10 protein-coding genes are annotated in these 18705 nt (G+C 52.9%); 5 read left to right on the plus strand and 5 right to left on the minus strand.

Annotated elements, in window-relative coordinates; translation table 11 throughout:
* Positions 1-173: 173 nt before the first annotated feature.
* The 3 genes from NP590_RS17910 to NP590_RS17920 are packed head-to-tail and all read right to left on the minus strand — an operon-like array spanning position 174 to position 5697.
* A complete protein-coding gene (locus NP590_RS17910) occupies positions 174-767 on the minus strand; it encodes a restriction endonuclease subunit S (protein ID WP_256604030.1) in 594 nt (197 codons plus the stop codon).
* Positions 764-2314, minus strand: coding sequence for a type I restriction-modification system subunit M (locus tag NP590_RS17915; protein ID WP_256604031.1), 1551 nt, complete (start codon positions 2312-2314; stop codon positions 764-766). The genes NP590_RS17910 and NP590_RS17915 overlap by 4 nt, the downstream gene beginning before the upstream one ends.
* Positions 2314-5697: a DEAD/DEAH box helicase family protein gene (locus NP590_RS17920; protein ID WP_256604032.1), complete on the minus strand. Its 3384-nt coding sequence runs from the start codon at positions 5695-5697 to the stop codon at positions 2314-2316. The genes NP590_RS17915 and NP590_RS17920 overlap by 1 nt, the downstream gene beginning before the upstream one ends.
* Positions 5698-6103: 406 nt before the next feature.
* Here NP590_RS17920 and NP590_RS17925 point away from each other — a divergent pair, with 406 nt between their 5' ends.
* From NP590_RS17925 to NP590_RS17945, 5 genes are all read left to right on the plus strand, one after another.
* Positions 6104-7348 carry an exonuclease SbcCD subunit D gene (locus NP590_RS17925; protein ID WP_256604033.1) on the plus strand — a complete coding sequence of 415 codons (1245 nt, stop codon included), beginning with the start codon at positions 6104-6106 and terminating at the stop codon, positions 7346-7348.
* Positions 7345-11079: an AAA family ATPase gene (locus NP590_RS17930; protein WP_256604034.1), complete on the plus strand. Its 3735-nt coding sequence runs from the start codon at positions 7345-7347 to the stop codon at positions 11077-11079. Before NP590_RS17925 ends, NP590_RS17930 begins: the two co-directional genes overlap by 4 nt.
* A gap of 132 nt (positions 11080-11211) precedes the next feature.
* A complete protein-coding gene (locus NP590_RS17935; protein ID WP_256604035.1) occupies positions 11212-11646 on the plus strand; it encodes a hypothetical protein in 435 nt (144 codons plus the stop codon).
* Positions 11647-11694: 48 nt separating this feature from the next.
* A complete protein-coding gene (locus NP590_RS17940; RefSeq protein WP_256604036.1) occupies positions 11695-11904 on the plus strand; it encodes a hypothetical protein in 210 nt (69 codons plus the stop codon).
* 159 nt (positions 11905-12063) lie between these two features.
* Entirely contained in the window at positions 12064-17136 is a 5073-nt protein-coding gene (locus tag NP590_RS17945) for an NACHT domain-containing protein (RefSeq protein WP_256604037.1), read from the plus strand.
* A gap of 134 nt (positions 17137-17270) precedes the next feature.
* Here the strand turns inward: NP590_RS17945 and NP590_RS17950 are convergent, their stop codons facing one another.
* Together NP590_RS17950 and NP590_RS17955 are read right to left on the minus strand one after the other, a co-directional pair.
* Positions 17271-18509 (minus strand): DUF1173 family protein, encoded by a 1239-nt coding sequence (locus tag NP590_RS17950; protein ID WP_256604038.1) that lies wholly within the window; start codon positions 18507-18509, stop codon positions 17271-17273.
* The coding region (locus NP590_RS17955; RefSeq protein WP_256604039.1) for a hypothetical protein at positions 18506-18705 on the minus strand (200 nt) is incomplete at its 5' end. The genes NP590_RS17955 and NP590_RS17950, both read right to left, overlap by 4 nt.

Consider the following 18705-nt stretch of genomic DNA (forward strand, 5'->3'; position numbering starts at 1 on the left):
TTAATACATAATCGATTTATAAATATTCATTTTATGAGTCATTTAAAAATTTTCGACAAATTCAGATTGGGCAAGCATATATTCGTGGCATTGAATCGTGCCCTTAAGTATTATTTATTGGATTAAAAATAATATAGAGCAAGGAGGGCTAAAAACTGAAAGGCAAAAGACCATCACTCAGAATAGTAATTATCAAGGAAAGTTGACTTAATTAATTCATTCGTTAACTTAATAGCCTCCTGATGTTTTCGACGAATTTCATAAGCCATCTTCAAAACCCTAGAGACTTTTTTTTGATCATCTATATCTGGCATTTCAAATTCAATATTTCCCAAGTTACTTCTTGATATTCTCTGCCGAGTCGCTCCTTTTACCCACTCTCCTATTCTATTCTGAAAAACATTTGAATTTAAAAAATAGAGTAACCAGTCTTTTTCAACAAGCTCAGAATCAACCCTCAATATGCAAACATCAACAACTGTGACACAAGGCTTTTCATCTCCTGGGAATATGCACGCCCGACCAATTGGATCAGGCATTCTTGCGATTAAAATATCGCCAGGCTGAAGAAACGTACACTTCAATGCTATTGCAGTATCTGATGTCATAAACCTTGTAGACTTATTAATGTATTCACCTATCCCAATATCAGCTAATTGAATAAGCCTAACATCACCTTTTGGATCCTGATCTTTGCTTTCAACCCAATCCCCATCGATAAATATTCCAGAATCACCCGTTAGATCTGGCAATGTTGTTAATTTCATTTTAATAAATCTTCCAGTTTAGCAGTGTCATCTATTATTTCTGACTCAATTTTTTTTAGTTCAAACAATACCTTTGCCGGTGCGCGATATTTGTCTACTTCATAGCTTTCTTTCTTATATCTATTAATTGAAAGTTCATAATTTTTTTCTCTGATTTCATCATTTGACACGAGAAAATATTTTTCGCTACGGTCATGAACGTCAATTAACGCTCTCATTTTCCATCTTTCCAATAATTCGGGTAAATCACCCGCGAAGTCAGAGTCATATAAACGAATGCGTTTGTCATCTAGGGAAAAACCATCATCCTCTAAGTCATAAAAAAATACTTCCTTCGTACGCCCACCCTTAGTAAATATTATGATGGCAGTTGATACCCCAGCATATGGCCTGAATACGCCAGATGGCAATGAAATAACACCTTCTAGTTGATTTTCTTCAACTAGATGCTGTCTAAGGCCCTGATGTGCTTTGGTAGAACCAAACAATACACCGTCTGGTACAACCACGGCACAGCGACCACCGTTACGGAGCATGCGCAAAATCAGCGTAATAAATAGCAATTCGGTTTTTTTAGTTTTGACTTTACGTAATAAGGTTGGATGGACATCTTCTTCATCCAGACTGCCTTTGAAAGGTGGATTGGCGAGGATGACATCAAAGCCATTGGTAGCCTTATCTGGAAATTTATCTGTGAAATTGCTGCTCAGTGTATCTTGATAATGAATGTCTGGTGAATCGACGCCGTGTAAGAGTAGGTTCATCGCAGCGATTCGCAGCATGGTGGCATCGAAATCAAAGCCATGAAACATGCCGGCGCGAATAAATTGCCAATGACTTTCCAGCAAGTCACCGGTATAGGTTTTTTCGACTTTACCATTAACCGTATGCTCGATCACACCTTCGGGCGAGGTATGTTTTCGCAACAGATATTCCATTGCACCAACTAAGAAGCCACCTGTACCGCACGCGGGATCGGCAATCTTTTCAGTTGGCTTTGGATCAAGCAGTTCAACCATTAGCCGGATGATATGGCGTGGCGTGCGGAATTGGCCATTGATGCCAGCAGTGGTGAGTTTGGATAATAAATATTCGTACAAGTCACCCTTGGTATCACCTTCAGTCAACGGCAAATCATCGATCATGTTGACAGCTGACACTAACAAAGTTTCTTTCTGAATCATCAGCTGCGCGTCTTTGAAATACTCTCTAAAAGTCGTAGGTTGCGCACCGTCAGCGATATCTAGTTCGGAAATGGATTTGAAGTGCGGAAATACTTTATCGCGCAACAATGGCAGCATTTGCTCTGCACCGAGTTGTTTGAAATGGGACCAGCGCAATTCCTGTTCCTCGTCATTAAAAATTCGATGGAAGGGTTTGCCGGTTCTGCTAGCTTTTTTTTCGTTACGCGTTTCAACGATGTCCAGCAAACGGGTGAACATCAAAAAAGTGATTTGTTCAATCACCGTCAGTGGATTAGTGATCCCACCGGTGTGAAATTCCAACCAAAGTTTGTCTATGCGGCTTTTTAATTCGCCAGTAATCATTATTGTGCTCTCTCCTGAGTGTGGCTGGGTTTGAATGTATTGATGATGGCAATCAGTTCTTCGCTGTCGGCTTCGTTATTGAATACGCCGTCTATGCCGTCGGCATCCACCAAGGTAAAAGGGTCTTCATAAAGGCGTTCGATTTCAATAGCGCCGTATTTGGCAATATGGTTTTGCAACAGGCTTAAAAACTGGGTTTGTTTCGCGGTTAAGAGTGGATGCTTTTGGACGAACCACTCAAAGCGTTCTCTAACGGCATCGGGCTCCATGCCGACAATCGACCGAATGATGTGATCCATTGGCAATGCTTCGCCATAAAAGCCTTTCAGCACGTCCAGACGAACATCCGGATGTTGGATAAGCACCAGAGATGTTAAATTTTCCAACTCAATGGTCGAGACCGATTCGCCACGGCGGATTTTCTTTAGCGTCGGATCAGTGTCAAATAACTCGCGAAGTGCCTGGTCGACTTGTTGCTGATAGACCTTCATATCCACTGAGCGGATAGTCGAAGAACGTTGCCCGCTTTCTATTTGAGCTGTATCTTCGGTAATGTCGATTATTTTGGTTGTACTGGTGCCACCACCGCCACTCGACGCTTGGTGATGAATAATGTCACGCAATTGCTTTCGAACATCTTCAAGTGCTGGAACAGTGACTTGATTCCAAAATTCTGTTGCTCGCACATTTTTGATGAGTTCGGCTTTTTCGCGGACTTGATTTAAGTGCATCTGTAGGCCATTAACTCGATCCATGAGGGTGATTTTCAGATCGTCGAAGCGACTGGAATTACGTAATAGTTCTATCTGCATCCGAGCGATCAGTAAATCCAGTTCGTAGACTTCGGTTGCCCCACGCACGCTTACCCATTGCATCAAAGGGGCAATTTCAGTTTTAAGACCCGCAACCGTAGCCGGTGCCCATTGGTGAAGTGTTTCCGGTTGGGAAAGATTCTGTTTAGTCCGCCATTTTTCCCGTACAGCAATGCTTTCATCTGGCAGTTGATTGATGTCTTTGGCAATCAAGGCTTCGGCGATTTCAAAAAACTCCGGTTCTGCAGCTTGCAGTGCCGCGTCGGCTAAAGCGATTCGCGTTTCAAAGAGCTGTTGCAATAAAGGTTTGCTGACGACAGGTTCAACAGGTTTGTAATGAAACTCAAAATAGTCAAAGTTGCCCCAGTGATCGAAAATCCTGAATCCGGTTTTATCCTTACCCAAGCCAAAGAGATTGGGGCATAACCGAGTTCCGCGCCCAATCATCTGCCAAAATTTCACTTTGGAGAAAACCGGTTTGGCAAATACCAGATTTACTACCTCTGGAACATCGATACCGGTGTCCAGCATATCTACTGATACGGCAATGGTTAGCTCGTTATCGAGTTGTTTAAAATCGTCGATTAGCTGTTCAGCGCGAGGATCGTAGTTATCGATGACCTGGCAAACTTTGCCTCCATATTGCGGATACATTTCGTCAAAGACGTTTCTCAGCAACAGTGCGTGTTCATGATTGCGAGCAAAAATAATGGTTTTGCCAACTTGCTGGCCACTGGCATCGCGAATGCCATTTTCCATAAGGTTACGGATGATATGGCGATTGGTGTCTTTGTTGTAGACGTTTTTGTCGATGTCTCTGACTTCAAAGTTAAGCGTCTGCGCGTCTTCGCCTAAATCCTCGAGTTCTTGCCGCTGCTCATTGGTGAGTTGTTGGTATTTAATGCCGCGACGCAGAAAATCGGTGGTGTAGGTCTGTACTTCAAACGGTACCAAATAATGTTCTTCGACCGCTCGCTCGAAAGAATAGTAAGCAGTGGGGGCTTGGTTTTCACACTCGAATAATTGAAAAGTGTTTCGGGTGACGAATTCGACAGGAGTTGCGGTAAGTCCTACTTGCAAGCAATCGAAATAACGAAAGATGTCGCCATACACGTTGTAAATCGAGCGATGCGATTCATCGGCAATAACCAGATCGAAGAAGCCAACATCAAACGTTTGAAAGACTTTTGCCATTGCCGGATAAGTAGCCAGATAAATCCGTTTCTGTCTATCTTTGGCTGTGCTGGCTCCTACAGTGACTAAGGGCTCGTTGAGATAATCATTGAACGCATCTTTAGCTTGTTTGCGAAGTTCGCGACGGTCGCAGAGAAATAGCACACGCTTGACCCAGCCGGCACGAATTAATAGCTCGGTCAGAGCAATGGCTACACGCGTTTTTCCTGTACCAGTTGCCTGAACGATTAACCCTTTGCGATATTGATTGGCAAAACGCTCGGTAACACGCTTGATGGTTTCAATTTGGTAAAGGCGACCAGCAATCTCAGCTTTTGGCGATAGGCTATTCAATGCTTGTTTGGCACGACGTTGGTACACCAAATACTGCAAGCTGTCTTTGGAATAAAAGCCAAAAATTTTGCGTGGCGGATAACCTTGCTGATCGTCCCAAATCCAAATATCAAAACCGTTGGTGTAAAAAATTACGGGTCGTTGTCCGTGATCTTTCTCCAAACCATCGGCGTATATACGTGCTTGGGTGCGACCTTTCTCGGCATTTTCAGAAGCTTTTTTTGCTTCGATGATTGCTAGTGGTTTGCCGTTGTCATCCCACAATACGTAATCGATTCGGCCTGTTTCTGAATTGGTAGGTTGATGGTTGACTTCGATCTCTTGGCCAACTTGCTCTGTATTGGTACCGTTGTTACCAATATGCCAGCCAGCGTCTGCGATTTGCCGATCAATCAGCCTTTTCCTGGTAGTGGCTTCATCAAATTTGAATACGTCGGCAACTTGCTGACCTTTGGCGGTTGATTCTGCTATGTCTGCTAGCTTTTGTTCCGCGTTTTGCACCTGCGTTCTGGATTGTTCCAGTTCAGCGAATAACGCTTGCAACTGTGCTTCTTGAGCTGACAATTTTTCCAGAATAGCTTTTTTTTGCTCCTTGAGTTTTGCTTTGCTGTCTGAGTCTTGATTTTCGGCTTTTGGCTCCTGATATTGCCCACATAGCGAGGCTTCGCCTCTGGCAAAAGCGACAAAAAACCAGCGAGCCAGATCATATGCTTCTTTAATTAACCAAAGAGCTGTTTGCTTGGAAACCGTTTCTCCATGAGCTGCTTTATTGCCTGCATCCCTTATAGCGTGGAATTTTAAATAAATTGGCCTGGGTGCTAAATCACGAAAAACATCGTTGTTTAGCAAGTCATTTAGAGTAGGTTGAATAGGTTTGGGTAAACCATGCATTTGGTAGAGCGCACCAACCATCCTTTCCACGAACAAACGCAGCTTGACCAACGCACTTTGCGGATCGCTGTGTGCGTAGGTTTCGCTAAAGCCGCCAAGAGCGGCCAAGTCTGGCCAACTCTTTTGCAGGAATTCGAAGTTAATGGATTTCATGTTGGATTTTTGTTTCCTAAAAATAAGGGCATTCCTTGCTCACGCTTTATTTTACGCCTGCTTTCAGGGTATCTATACACTTAGCAACGTCATTTCGTAAGCTAGGCAAAGCTGCTCATCCTCATCTGGTGGTGTTCCTCACTGAAAAGCTATTCATTAAATGCAATAACGATGCCAAAAAATATAAGATCATCTCGGGAGTGGATTCTAAAGGATTGTTAGAGTTTCTGAATAGTCAGAAAAACAATAGATATAAAATATTTTTTATCTAAAAGTAAATATTTTTATACTAACCAATATGCAAGCAGCCAAAAATTATCCATCTCACTGTTTTTTAAGTAAAAATTAACATGGCACGAGAGGTGCATGTAAGAATGCATTATCGACTAGTAAATAAAAATATTTCATGAAAATCATTCACACCTCTGATTGGCACCTTGGCCACAGCCTGAAAGGCTTTGACCGTCATTATGAGCATCAATGCTTCCTCGATTGGCTACTCGTGCAACTGCGCGAGCAAGACGTCGATGCGCTGCTGGCCACCGGCGACATTTTCGACAACGCTAATCCATCGGCGGCAGCACAAAAGCAGTTGTACCGGTTTCTGAAGGCGGCACGCGAAGCCGCGCCGCATTTGCGGGTGGTGATGATTGCCGGCAATCATGATTCGCCCGGTCGCTTGGAAGCGCCTTCGCCGTTATTGGATTTATTCGATACCACGGTGGTGGGCCAAACGGGGCGTAATGGCGCAGGCGAAATCGATCTGGAGTCGTTGATCGTACCCTTGCATGATCGCGAGGGCCTGCGCCGTGCCTGGTGTTTGGCGGTACCTTTTTTACGCCCCGGCGATCTGCCGCGCGTCGAAACTGACGGCGACACTTATCTGGCCGGCGTGGATGCCTTGTATCGCGATGCCTTGCAGCAGGTTCTGCTGAAACGGCAAGCTGGCGAAGCGATTTTGGCCATGGGCCATTGTCACCTCGATGGCAGCGCGGTGTCGGCCGACTCGGAACGGCGGATTGTCGTCGGTGGCTTGGAAGCCTTGTCGGTGGCGATGTTCGACAAGCATATCGCCTATGCCGCACTCGGTCATTTGCATTTGCCGCAAAGTGTCGGTGGTCGCCATTGGGTGCGCTACAGCGGTAGTCCGCTGCCACTGTCGTTTTCCGAAATCGAGTATCCGCATCAAGTGGTGGTGTTGGAGCTTGAGGGCGAAGCAGTCAAATACATTGATAGTTTGCGCGTGCCGAGAGCTGTAGACTTGTTGCGAATACCCACGCGGCCGACACCGTTGCCGGAAGTACTGGCGCAATTAGAGCAATGGACAGCGGCCGAGCCTGAGTTGCCGGAAGAGCGTTGGCCTTATCTGGAAGTTCGGGTGTTGTTTGATGCGCCGGAACCCGGTGCACGGGTGGCGATTGAAGCAGCATTGGCCGGCAAAGCCCTGCGCCTGGCGGCGATTGATGTCAGTTACGCACGGGTTCAGCGTGCGGCGAATGAGGGTGCCGGATCGTTGCAGGGTGATCTGAGTCGATTGCAGCCGGAGGATTTGCTGCAACGCCACTATCAAAATCAATATGGTTCCGCCTTGCCTGAAGAATTGTTACAGGCCTTTCAGACCTTATTGCTGGAAACGGGGGACGAAGCATGAAGATTTTGGCGATTCGCGGTAAAAATCTGGCTTCACTGGCTGGCGAGTTTGCCATCGATTTTCTGCAACCGCCGCTGGCATCGGCCGGATTGTTCGCGATCAGCGGCCCGACCGGTGCCGGCAAATCCACCCTGCTGGATGCGCTGTGCCTGGCGTTGTTTGATAAAACCCCGCGCTTGCACCAGGCCGGCAGCCGAGGCGTGCAATTACGCGATGTCGGCGATGAAACCCTGCCGCCCAATGATTCTCGCAACCTGTTACGCCGGGGCTGCGCCGAAGGCTATGCGGAAGTTGAGTTTATCGGCAACGACCGACAGCATTATCGTAGCCGCTGGAGCGTGCGGCGGGCACGCTTGCGGACGGACGGCAAGCTACAGGCGACCGATATGGAATTATTTCGTTTGCCGGATCAACAGCCGATTGGCGGCAAGAAGACCGAAGTGCAGGAAGCAATTGTCGAACGGCTTGGCTTGAGTTTCGAGCAGTTCACCCGCGCGGTGTTGTTGGCACAGAATGAGTTCAGCGTGTTTCTCAAAGCCCCCGACGACGAACGCGCCAGCTTGTTGGAAACCTTGACCGGCACCCATGAGTACAGCCGCATCTCCATCCGGGCCTTTGAACGCGCCAAACAGGAGCGGCAAAAATTGGAGGCGTTGCAGCAACAACTGGTTAGCCAACAGCCTCTGGCCGAGGACCAACGCGAGGCGTTGCTGGGGCAAATTCAAGTGGCGCAGACTGCGGTAGATACCGCGCAGAACCAAAAATCCGAATTGGACGGTCATCTGGACTGGCATCGGCGCTACCGGGCCTTGCAAACGGCGGAACAACAAGCCCAAAGCCAATGGCAACAAGCTCAGCAGAGCCATGAACATGCGCAGCCGCAACGTCAGCACCTGGCGCTGATCGAGTCCTTGCAAGCCGCACGGCCATTTCTGGTTGATTTGGATCGCTTGCAGAGCGAATGTGCCGAAATGCAAACGCAGTTGGCTAAGGCTGAACAGATGGTAACGTCTGTCACAGCGTTGCATGAACAGGCGCTACTCAATCAGGCGAACGCCGAAACCCACGTACAGCAGGCCGAACAGCAAAAAAGCGCAGCGGAGCAGGACATTGTTCAGGCGCGCAGTCTGGATGCGCAAATCCAGACCCTGCAACCGCAACATCTGAAGCAACAACAGGATAAATTGACGGCCGTTCAGCAGATGGCTGATTTGCGCCGGAAATACCACCACACGCAGCAGAACGAACAACAACTGACCGGTGAATTGGTGCTGTGCCAGACTTGGCTGAACCAATATCAACATTGGCTGATCTTGAGCGAGCAATGGCCGCGTTGGGACACGCTATTCCGCCAAGGCAAAATACTGAACGGCGAAATGCATACTGCGCGCTCTGTGTTGACGCAATCTGAAAGCGCTTTGGCTCAGGCCGACGCGGCCGCGCAAACAGCCCGGCACGCACTCGACGTGTTGTTGCCGCAACTCTCAGCCGCCGAACTGCAATGGCAAACGGCAGACGCCGAGGCTAAGGGGTTTGATGCGGATGCACTAACCCAAACATCGGAACGGCAACAACTCCGCTTATCTCAATTGCGTCAGGCTGATACCGTGTGGCGGGAACTGGCGCGGTTGAAATCAGAAGTCGATCAAAAGACAACCACGTTGCAAACCGTATCGGCCCAGCAACATCAAGCCAGCGCCGCGTTACAGGACGTCGAAACTGCGTTACCGCGTTTGATTGCCAGTCACGAACAGGCGACCAAGATGCTCGAATTGGCCAAACTAGCCTGCAGTGAGCGCGTGGAGGCTTTGCGCGCTCAACTCAAACCCGACACGGAATGCCCGGTGTGCGGGGCCATGCAACATCCGTTTGCCGAACACGATCATCCCCTGCGGCACGAATTACAGGCGCTGGAACGCGAAGTCGAGGCGTGTTGCCAGCGTCGGCAACAGGCGGAAAGTGATCGTCAGCGTTGGCAACTAGACATCGCGCACTGCGACCAAACGATACAAGCAACCCATGATTTGCTGGCAACGCTGAGTCGCCAAGTCGAATCTCAACAGCAAAGCGGGTTGGCATTGGCAGCGGCATTATCCATTGCGGACATGCCCGACGAAGGCATCGCCGTGTGGTTGGCGCAGGAAACCCTAGCGACGGAACAAGTCTTGCAAGGAGTTGGTGAGAGTTTGAAAGCCATGAGCGCGGTGATGAAGGTTCGTGATCAGGCTTACGCAAAGTTGGAGCAACTCAAATCGCAACAGCAATCCTTGCAGCAGCAATGGGAGCAAGCCAAGGTTGACCGGCTCAGCGCGGATCAAGCATTAGTCAAGGCCCGTGACAATCTCCAAGCACTGTCTTTAAAGTTGGAACAGGTATTGGACGAACTGGATGGTGCCTTTGACGACTCGAGCTGGCGTCAAGCCTGGCAAACCGATGCGGAGGGGTTTTATCAAACCTGTTTGCAAAACGCACAAGCCTGGCACAGTCATCATCAACAGCAAGCTCAGTTGAGCCAAAAACTGTCTATTCTTCAAACGGAATTGCAGGCGTTGCAGGGCCAGGTAACCCAAGCGGAACAACGACAAGCCGAAGCCGATGCTGCATTTGCGGCCATAGATGCAGAGCTAGTCGCCAAACAGCAGCTGCGGCAAGGTCTGCTTAACGGACGTTCGGTCACGGAAGTCGAACAAGCGTTGGTCAAGACTTTGAACAACGCCAAGACCAAACTGCAGAGCGCCGTGACTGCCGTGCAGGATGCGGTAACCAAACTAGCCACGGCACGAGAGGCTGTTAGCCAAATCACTCAGTCGCTTACCGCGCGGCAGACCGCGTTGCATGCCGCCGACGCGGCGGTGTCGAGTTGGCTGCAAACCTTTAATGCCACGCACCCCAACCGGGCGGCCCTGGGGCTCGACGATTTGCGCAGATACTTGCTAAAGGATGCGGCCTGGTTGCAGCGCGAACGCGAGGTATTGCAACAATTGGATCAGACATTGATGCAGGCGCAAACGGTATTGGCCGAGCGTCGCGCGCAATGCGAACACCAGTTGCAATTGCGCCGCTCTTTGGAAAGTTTCGAAAGCTTGGAAATTCAGCTGACCGATCTTGCCGAACAAATTAAGGCGTTGACCAAGCAACTGAGCGATTTGCATCTGCAACGCCGCCTGGACGATGAGCGCCGCCAAGCTTGCGCAGGTTTACAAACCCAAATTGCCGCGCAAACTGCCGTCAACGACACCTGGGCCAAGCTCAGCAGCCTGATCGGTTCTGCCGACGGGAAACGCTTTCGCAATATCGCGCAGCAACTGACGCTGGATATTTTGCTGGGTTATGCCAATCAGCATTTGAAAGACCTGAGTCGGCGTTATTGTCTGGAACGGGTTAACGATAATCTTGCACTGCAAGTCGTCGATCAGGACATGGGCGACGAAATCCGTTCGGTTCATTCCTTGTCCGGCGGCGAATCCTTTCTGCTGTCGTTGGCCCTGGCTTTGGGGCTGGCCTCGCTATCCTCGAATCGGGTGTGCGTCGAATCGCTGTTTATCGACGAAGGCTTTGGCAGTCTGGATGCCGACACGCTGCGCGTGGCAATGGATGCTTTGGACAGTCTGCAAGCCATGGGCCGTAAGGTGGGGGTGATTTCCCATGTACAGGAGATGACAGAGCGGATCGGCACCCGAATCGAAGTCAAACGGGTTGGCAGCGGCTTGAGCAATGTCAGGGTGATTTGAGGGAAGAAACTTTGGACCTTCGCAATTCGTGCTGGTGCTGGTGTTGGTTTCGGCCATCACCGACCACAGGGTTTGGTATGCTGAGGTAATTTACCGTCTCTAACCTTTAGATTACCATCGATAATCAATCCCATGTCCACCAAATCCAGCATCGCCTGCGGGCCGAATTTTCACTTTTACCACGAAGCGTTTGAGCAAGATGACGTCTATCTGGAACTGGAGCAGGCATTTTTCGAAGCCTCACCCGATAAAATCACGGTGGCCATACCGGTTGTGGTTTGGGAAGTCATCCGCCAGTATGCCGGTGCCGATTTGTCCTGGGTCGCCAAATCCGATGAGGAGATTCAGCAATGGGTGGAACATGAAGTGGGTGAACGGATTGCGTTGAGTCAGACCGCTACCGCTAATCGTGCATTTTTCCGGATGTGTGGGGATTTGACGTTCGGTTCTGTTGACGATCCTAGAGAAATGCAGCTCGAGCGCGGTCTGGCGCATTGTTTTGAAATGCGGGAAAAGCAACGCCAGTTGATTGCTCAGGTGAATGAATTGATGAGCAATCAGCGTTGAGCCTAATATTCGCTGACGAATCACTGTCACAACTACATTAGTAAATCCATGGCCAACCAATTCACCAAGAAAGCAGAACAACGTTGGAACGCATTGCCGGAACATGACCGGCAACTATTCTTGAGCACGGTTTGGTGCTCGCAGTGTCGGGGTAACACCACCATGCTGGAACCAAGCTGTTCGACGGTACAAAACGACTTGTTGCTGGAGGGCAAATGCCAGCATTGCGGCGCTAAAGTCAGTCGCTTGATCGATTAGTGGACGGCATGAGTATCAATATTACTAATTCCGGGCGGTAGATAAACCTTTAACTCCGCAGCAGCAACGCGCGTCTGGTTAGATCTCAAAGACCAATTCTACACTAGTCTTTGAATGACTTCCCCGACTAAAGAAACATTGGAACACTTGGTAGATTGCATGAATGGCCCAAGCCAGAAACGAGTTTCAAGTCCGATTTCCACCGGTGGTGAGGGCGTGTTCTTCGAGCAACACGTCGCTGCGTACTGGCTCGTCCAGTTGCTCGTCCGCAGCATCCCGCCGATCTTGACCGATACCGGCGTCACCGAAGTCCATTTCCAGACTGAGCATCTCGGCTTCAATACGGACGACGTCCTAGTCGTCTGCGCGCGCACAGGGGCGGCGACTGCGCGCCTCGTCGGGCAGGTGAAGCGCAGCTTCACCATCAGTGCTGCCGATGATGAATGCAAGAAGGCCATTGGCGATTTCTGGAAGGATTTCAAGAAGGCCGCCCCTTTCAATCCTCAGTACGACCGCTTTGTTCTAGTGACGCTGCGCGGCACGAACGTGCTCCTCGAGAATTTTGTCGGGCTGCTCGACTGCGCCAGAGGCGCGGCTGACGGCGAGGAGTTCGAAAGACAGCTGTCCCTCGACGGTTTTATCTCAAAGAAGTCCGTCCATCAGTGCAATCAACTTCGCGAGATCGTCAGCAAACTGGAAGGGACGCCCGCCACCGCCAAAGACCTGTGGCCCTTCCTGCGCGTACTGCACGTTCTGAGCCTCGACCTGCATACCTCCACGCGCCAGACAGAGGCTCTCATCAAGACGCTGCTTGCCCTCAAGTCAACCGATCCGGATCCTGTCGCGAGCGCGACAGCCGCGTGGAACGCCCTTCTGACCTTCGCGAGCGAGGCCGGACCGGGCGCGCTGAGCCTGAAACGCGCCGACCTTCCAGCTGCTCTCGTCCAGGCGTACGGCGAGGTGGGCACGAACGAGCAGCGTGTACTGACGGCACTGAAGAACCACACAGACTTCGTGCTCCGAAAGACCCGGACCACGATCGGACCGGCCTTCCATCTACGGCGCGCCGGTATCGTCCAAAAGGTACTTGCGGCCATCGAGGCGAAGCAAGTCGTCCTGATAACGGGGCCGGCCGGCAGCGGCAAATCCGTCATTGGGAAGGAGGCGGTGGCCTTTCTATCCCACGAATTTTTCGCCTTCGGGTTCCGAGTGGAGGAATTCGCCGTCGCTCACATCGACGAAACACTCCACAACAGCCAGATTCCTGCGCGAGCCACCGAGCTTCAGGCCATCCTCGGCGCGCAGGGCCGCAAGGTCCTCGTGATCGAGAGTGTCGAACGCCTGCTCGAAAAGCCGACGCGCGACGCGTTCAGCGACCTCATGACTCTCGCCCAGGGCGACGACGGCCTCGGCATCCTCATGACCTGCCGCGATTATTCCGTGGAGCAGGTGCAGGCCAGCTTTCTCCAGGCGGCGGGGATTGAACACGCGGTCATCGAAGTTCCGCCGCTTGACGACACCGAATTGCAGGAGGTCAAGGCCGCCTTTCCGTCGCTGGCAGTGCCACTCGCCAACCCCGCCCTGCGCGAGATCCTGCGCAACCCGTACTTCATCGACAAGGCATTGCAGATTCCGTGGGATGCAGGACGTCCGCTTCCGGAGAACGAGCGCGATTTCCGCGCCGTCTTCTGGCGGCAGATCGTGCGCGCAGACCAGAGCCCGGCCGGCGGCATGCCGCGCCTGCGCGAAGTGGCTTTGCAGGAGCTGGCGGTGCGCAGGGCGCGTGCCCTGTCGGATTACGTGCCAGCGACGGGACTCAATGCCGCAGCCATCGCCCTCCTCAAACAGGACTCCCTCGTTGTTTCTCCCGACACCAATCCTTTGCTCGTGGCCACGACGCACGATGTCCTCGAGGACTGGGCCATCCTGCAATGGATCGAGGAACAGCACCTCACGGATGAGACGGCGTTCAATGCACTGTCATCAGCGATAGGGCCGCATCCTGCGGTGCGCCGCTCTTACCGGAAGTGGGTTGCCGAACTGGTCGACCGCGACGCACCCGCAGCGGACCGGCTGTTCAGCGCGGCCATCGCCCAGCCCGACGTGCCCGCCCAGTTCCGCGACGATACGTTGGTCTCACTGCTGAAAGCACGGTCGGCGTCAGAATTCCTGACGCGGCACGAGGCCGAGCTGCTCGCCAATGACCGCGCAATCCTCAAGCGGGTCATCCACCTCCTGCGCGTCGCCTGTGTGACGTCGCCCGCGTGGCTTGCCGACGTGCGCGGCCACAGCTCCATCCTGAGCGTGCCGGACGGCGCGGTCTGGGCAACCGTCGTGGGACTGGTTCACCGCAACATAGGTAGCTTCGGAACGGAAGACGCACCGCTGCTTCTCGCATTGATCGAGGATGCCGTGCGCGGCGTCAGTTGGTGGGCACCGGACATCGACGGGGCCGAACATGTTACCGGCATTGCCCATTGGCTCCTCCCACACTTTGATCACTACAGGGGAGACGATGCCCGGAAACGCATTCTGAAGGTGATTGCGAAGATCCCGAAGGCCGCCCCCACGCGCTTCGAAGCCGTTTTGCGCGGACAGATTAGGGAGGGATGGCATCGCGATCCCGTCGCCGAGGAGTTCCGCGACATCCTCCTTGCGGGCCTGGAAGGTGCCCCTGCCGCGCGCGACCTGCCGGACCTTTTGATCTCCGTGGCACTGGATAGCTTCCTCGCGACGGAGGAGTATCTGCGCGAGGAACCGTACGGCCGATCGTCCATCGACGTTGACCTTTACTTCGGTATCAAGGAGCACCTGCATCACGATTTTTTTCCTGCCAGTGCCTTCCGGGGGCCGTGGATCAACCTGCTCACGCACCATCCGAGAAAGGGTCTCGACTTCCTGATCCAGGTCTTCAATCACAGTGTCGAGTGGTACGTGCATCCGCGTCTTAGCGACCGCCTCGAACCCGCCTGGGAGGTCGAGCTCACGTTTGCGAACGGGACCACGCGGAAGCAATGGGTCAACCCGCGCCTCTGGTGCCTGTACCGCGGTATCACCGTCGGTCCTTATGTGCTCCAGTCGCTGCTGATGGCCTTCGAGAAGTGGTTGCTCGACTACGCCGAATCCCATCCCGAGGGGCTCGACGCGGTGCTGCTCGAAATCCTCCAGCGTAGCGATTCCGCAGCGCTTGCAGCTGTGGTCGCAAGCGTGGCGACCGCTCATCCTCACCGGTCAGGCGAGGCCCTACTTGTGCTGCTGTCGGTGCAGGATTATGTCGAGATCGACCGCAGCCGGATGGCCGCCGAGCACCAGACCTCGAGCCTCACGGGATTGTTTCCTGACTTCCGCGCCGACAACAAAATCTACGAAGAGGAGCGGAAGAAGTCGAACTCACTGCCGCACCGCATACATGACCTTGAAGCGGCTATCGCAAACCTGCAACTCGGTCCTCTGGCTCCGCGGGTTCACGCCATCATCGACCGCTACATCGCGGCACTACCCGCACCGAAGAAACGCGACAAGGAAGACATCACCTGGCAGCTTTCACTGCACCGAATGGACTTCCGGCAGTACGACGTGGCCGAAATCCAGCCAGCAGAGGACGAGACACCGGCAGACGACGGCGAGGAGCCTCAGAAAAACTACATTCGGCTCGAACCCAAGCCTCTGGCTCCCGAAGTGCAGCAACTCGTTGACGAGAGCAAAAAGACACTGGGCGAAATGAATGCCCGGCTGGCTGTGCTCATGTGGGGCCTCAAGACCTTCCGGCGCGACGCAGACTCTGCCGACCCTGCGCGGTGGAGGGAGATGTTGGCAAGTGCCAAGGGCATGGACCGCACCGCGGAACATCCGGACAACAGCCGCAACGCTCCGGGATTTGTCGCTGCCGTCTGCGTCCGCGATCGCTGGGACGAGATGTCGCCGGAAGAGAAGGACTGGTGTGTCGACGTCATCTGCTCCGAAGTCTCACTGCACGCCGACCAATGGGGAACAATCGACCGCTTACAGCGTTTCTCGATGCTAGCGGACCGCCCGTGTGCCTTTGTTGTGCCGTTGGTGCTCTCCAGGGAGACCCAGACGCCGTGCGTGCGCCAAGCCTTTGTTGCCGCGATTACCCATCCGATTGACGAGGTCCGTTGGTACGCCACCTGGGGCATTGACAACAAGTTCTGGGCCGCGAACCCCGCCCTTGCCCTGCGCGCCGTCAATGCAATCGCAACCGAGGCCGCTATTGCCGACCGCGACTGGAACGCCGAGGAGAAGAAGCATTACGACGAGCGGCGCACGGCGAACTCGATCTCCGCCGCCGCGGCTGAAGATGTCCGACAGCGGTTCTGGATCGAAGGGGAAGTCGCCGAAGATGCGCACGTCAGGTTCGACATCACCGAAATATTCGGAGCCGAGGCGCACGCGAAGGTGCTCGCAATCCTCGGCCAGGTGCCCAACGAGCCTTTGGCGGTGGCTGCACACCGACGCGCCAGCGAAGACTTGGTGGAGTGCTGGAACCGTGATCACGATCGTTCTCCCGACCGGCGCGATAGGAACTTTCACAGGGAGCAGGCCATATCGGACCGCATTCAGCAATTTGCGATGCGGGCGTCAGATGCCGATGCCGAGCAAGTCCTCCAGCCGATCCTCGAGGCCGTTGACCGGCATCCGCGAGAGGTCCACAGCGTCATCCAGGGGCTCACGAGCAGCGAGGACAGCAACCCCAATACGCCGCATTACTGGTTCCTATGGAACCTGTTTGCCGAGCGGGTCAAGCGCGCCAAGTGGCTCGAGCATCTGGACTGGGAGCATCCCCACGGCAGCGAGGTGCTGTCGACGATCTTCCTGACCGCGTGGTGGAAGGACAATGTGCGGCACTGGCGGAGCCTTGAAGGTTACGCCCACAACGTCGACGTGCTGTTCGACGCGCTGCCGTCGGTCTGGATCGTGCTGGACAGCTATGTCCGCTTCCTATACCACATCGGCGAGCGTTCCATGCCCGCCGCGTTTGTGCGAATCGCGAACGCGCTTAGGCGTGGAAATCACGCCGACATGCTGCGCGAGTCCAACACCGTCTTCATGCTCGAAGTTCTTCTCCAACGGCATGTCTACGCGCGGCCGCTGGAACTCAAGCGCGATCCGGCCCTGCGAGAGGCGATCCTGTATGTGCTCGATGTTCTTGTCGAGAGCGGTTCTTCCGCCGCGTTTAGGATGCGGGACGATTTCGTTACACCAACTGCCTGATGCTCCCCAATATCTTCCCAAATAATTGGCTGTAAGATGTGCCGAGGACTTTCTCAACGATTTAGAACGTCACTTGCTATTGATTTAAAAAGCGTGGTGGTCGGCTTTTGGCCCAGACCTGCAGATGGCACAGTTCATGTCTTAACCGGAAATGCCGGTATCACTTTATCGACTGCAGGTTCCCATTGCCAACATTGAATGCCATGGTCTCGATAATACTGAAGCTTTTCCAGTTTGTGAGCTTGGTATTGGTCATCATTGGTGATGCCAAACACCTCCATGACCCATGGAACCTGGCAGTCGTGCAACAGATAATCCGGCAGGTAGCGTAGTTCGCCCTCCAATTTCAACGGCTTGCTAAATCTGCGTTGTTCGGCAATCAGTTTGTCGGCCACCTGCAGTTCATAGGATGAGTCGACCGGAATGAATTGCCGGTTGGTACGGATCAGTCCAATGTCGCTGACGACAAAACTGGTTTTGCTACGAAATACTGCCGCAATCGCCAGAATGCGCCGGTCGGGTTTGCCAATTTCGTCGAATAACTGGCCAAAGCTGTTGGTTGCCTTTTTGGCCAAAGGTGGTGGCAGCCACAGCGGGACGTTCAACAGTTTCAATTTGAGCCCAAGGGAGCCTTCGACCTTGGTGGAGTTCCGGCACGCCATGATTTCACCAACCACGATGGCGGCTTGTTGTGGATTGGCCGTTCGGGTTTGCAGCGCAGCGAGGTTGATGGCTTGGCTATGTTCCAGGTTCTGTTCCCAGAGGGTAATGACCAGGCGTTCCGCGACGGGTTGCTGTTTTTCCAGGGTGACGGTTTGCGCAGCTTTCTCCAATGCTCGGGTAGATGCTGCAAACGGGCGTTCCGTTTGCTGCGACTGCCAGTCGTTCAGTTGGGCTTTCTGAATCAGGGCATGGAAAAATCCCACCAGCCCGGTGGACGCCCGACCCGGTTTAAGGCTGGGCGCCTTGCTTCGGGGGAGATTGGGGTTGTCTTCGGCAACCGGCTTGTCGTCAGTTTGCATTGTCGCGAAACTGGTGCGCATCAGCCGAGTCTGCAGTTTCACATTGACGATATCGCCTTCGTACTGGATGGCGGGTTTTTGTTTGGCTGATGGGCCTGCCGTTTCCGGTGGTTCGTACAAGAGACACCATTCGGCATGGTGGTGGCTGGTGTCGGCTTTCCGGGCCAGATAATATCGTTGACCACGGGCTTTGATGACCAATTGCCGATTCCGTGTATCCCTCAGACACTGACAGCAGGGTCGTTCGGTGCAGCCATGATACCGGCGCAATATCTGTTGGGCTTTGGCATGGCTACGATCGGTCAACCACAAATAGTCGTAGGTTTCGCCGTCCAGAAGTAATTCGCTCATGACTGATCCTCCTTAGGTTCGGATTTGGCAATACATAGCGGCTTTGGTGGCTGGCCCGGTTTATCGGTCCATTCCCAGATCACGCATAACGCCAGCCAATAGGCATGGGCGGTTTTCGGTGCCAGGTCGCGGTGGGCTTTCCAGAAGGCAATGATGTGGCGTTTGCCGATTTCGTGCAGGTTATGCGGGTGTTCGG

This window comes from Methylomonas subterranea (genome assembly GCF_024505185.1).
Classification (GTDB): Bacteria; Pseudomonadota; Gammaproteobacteria; order Methylococcales; family Methylomonadaceae; genus Methylomonas; species Methylomonas subterranea.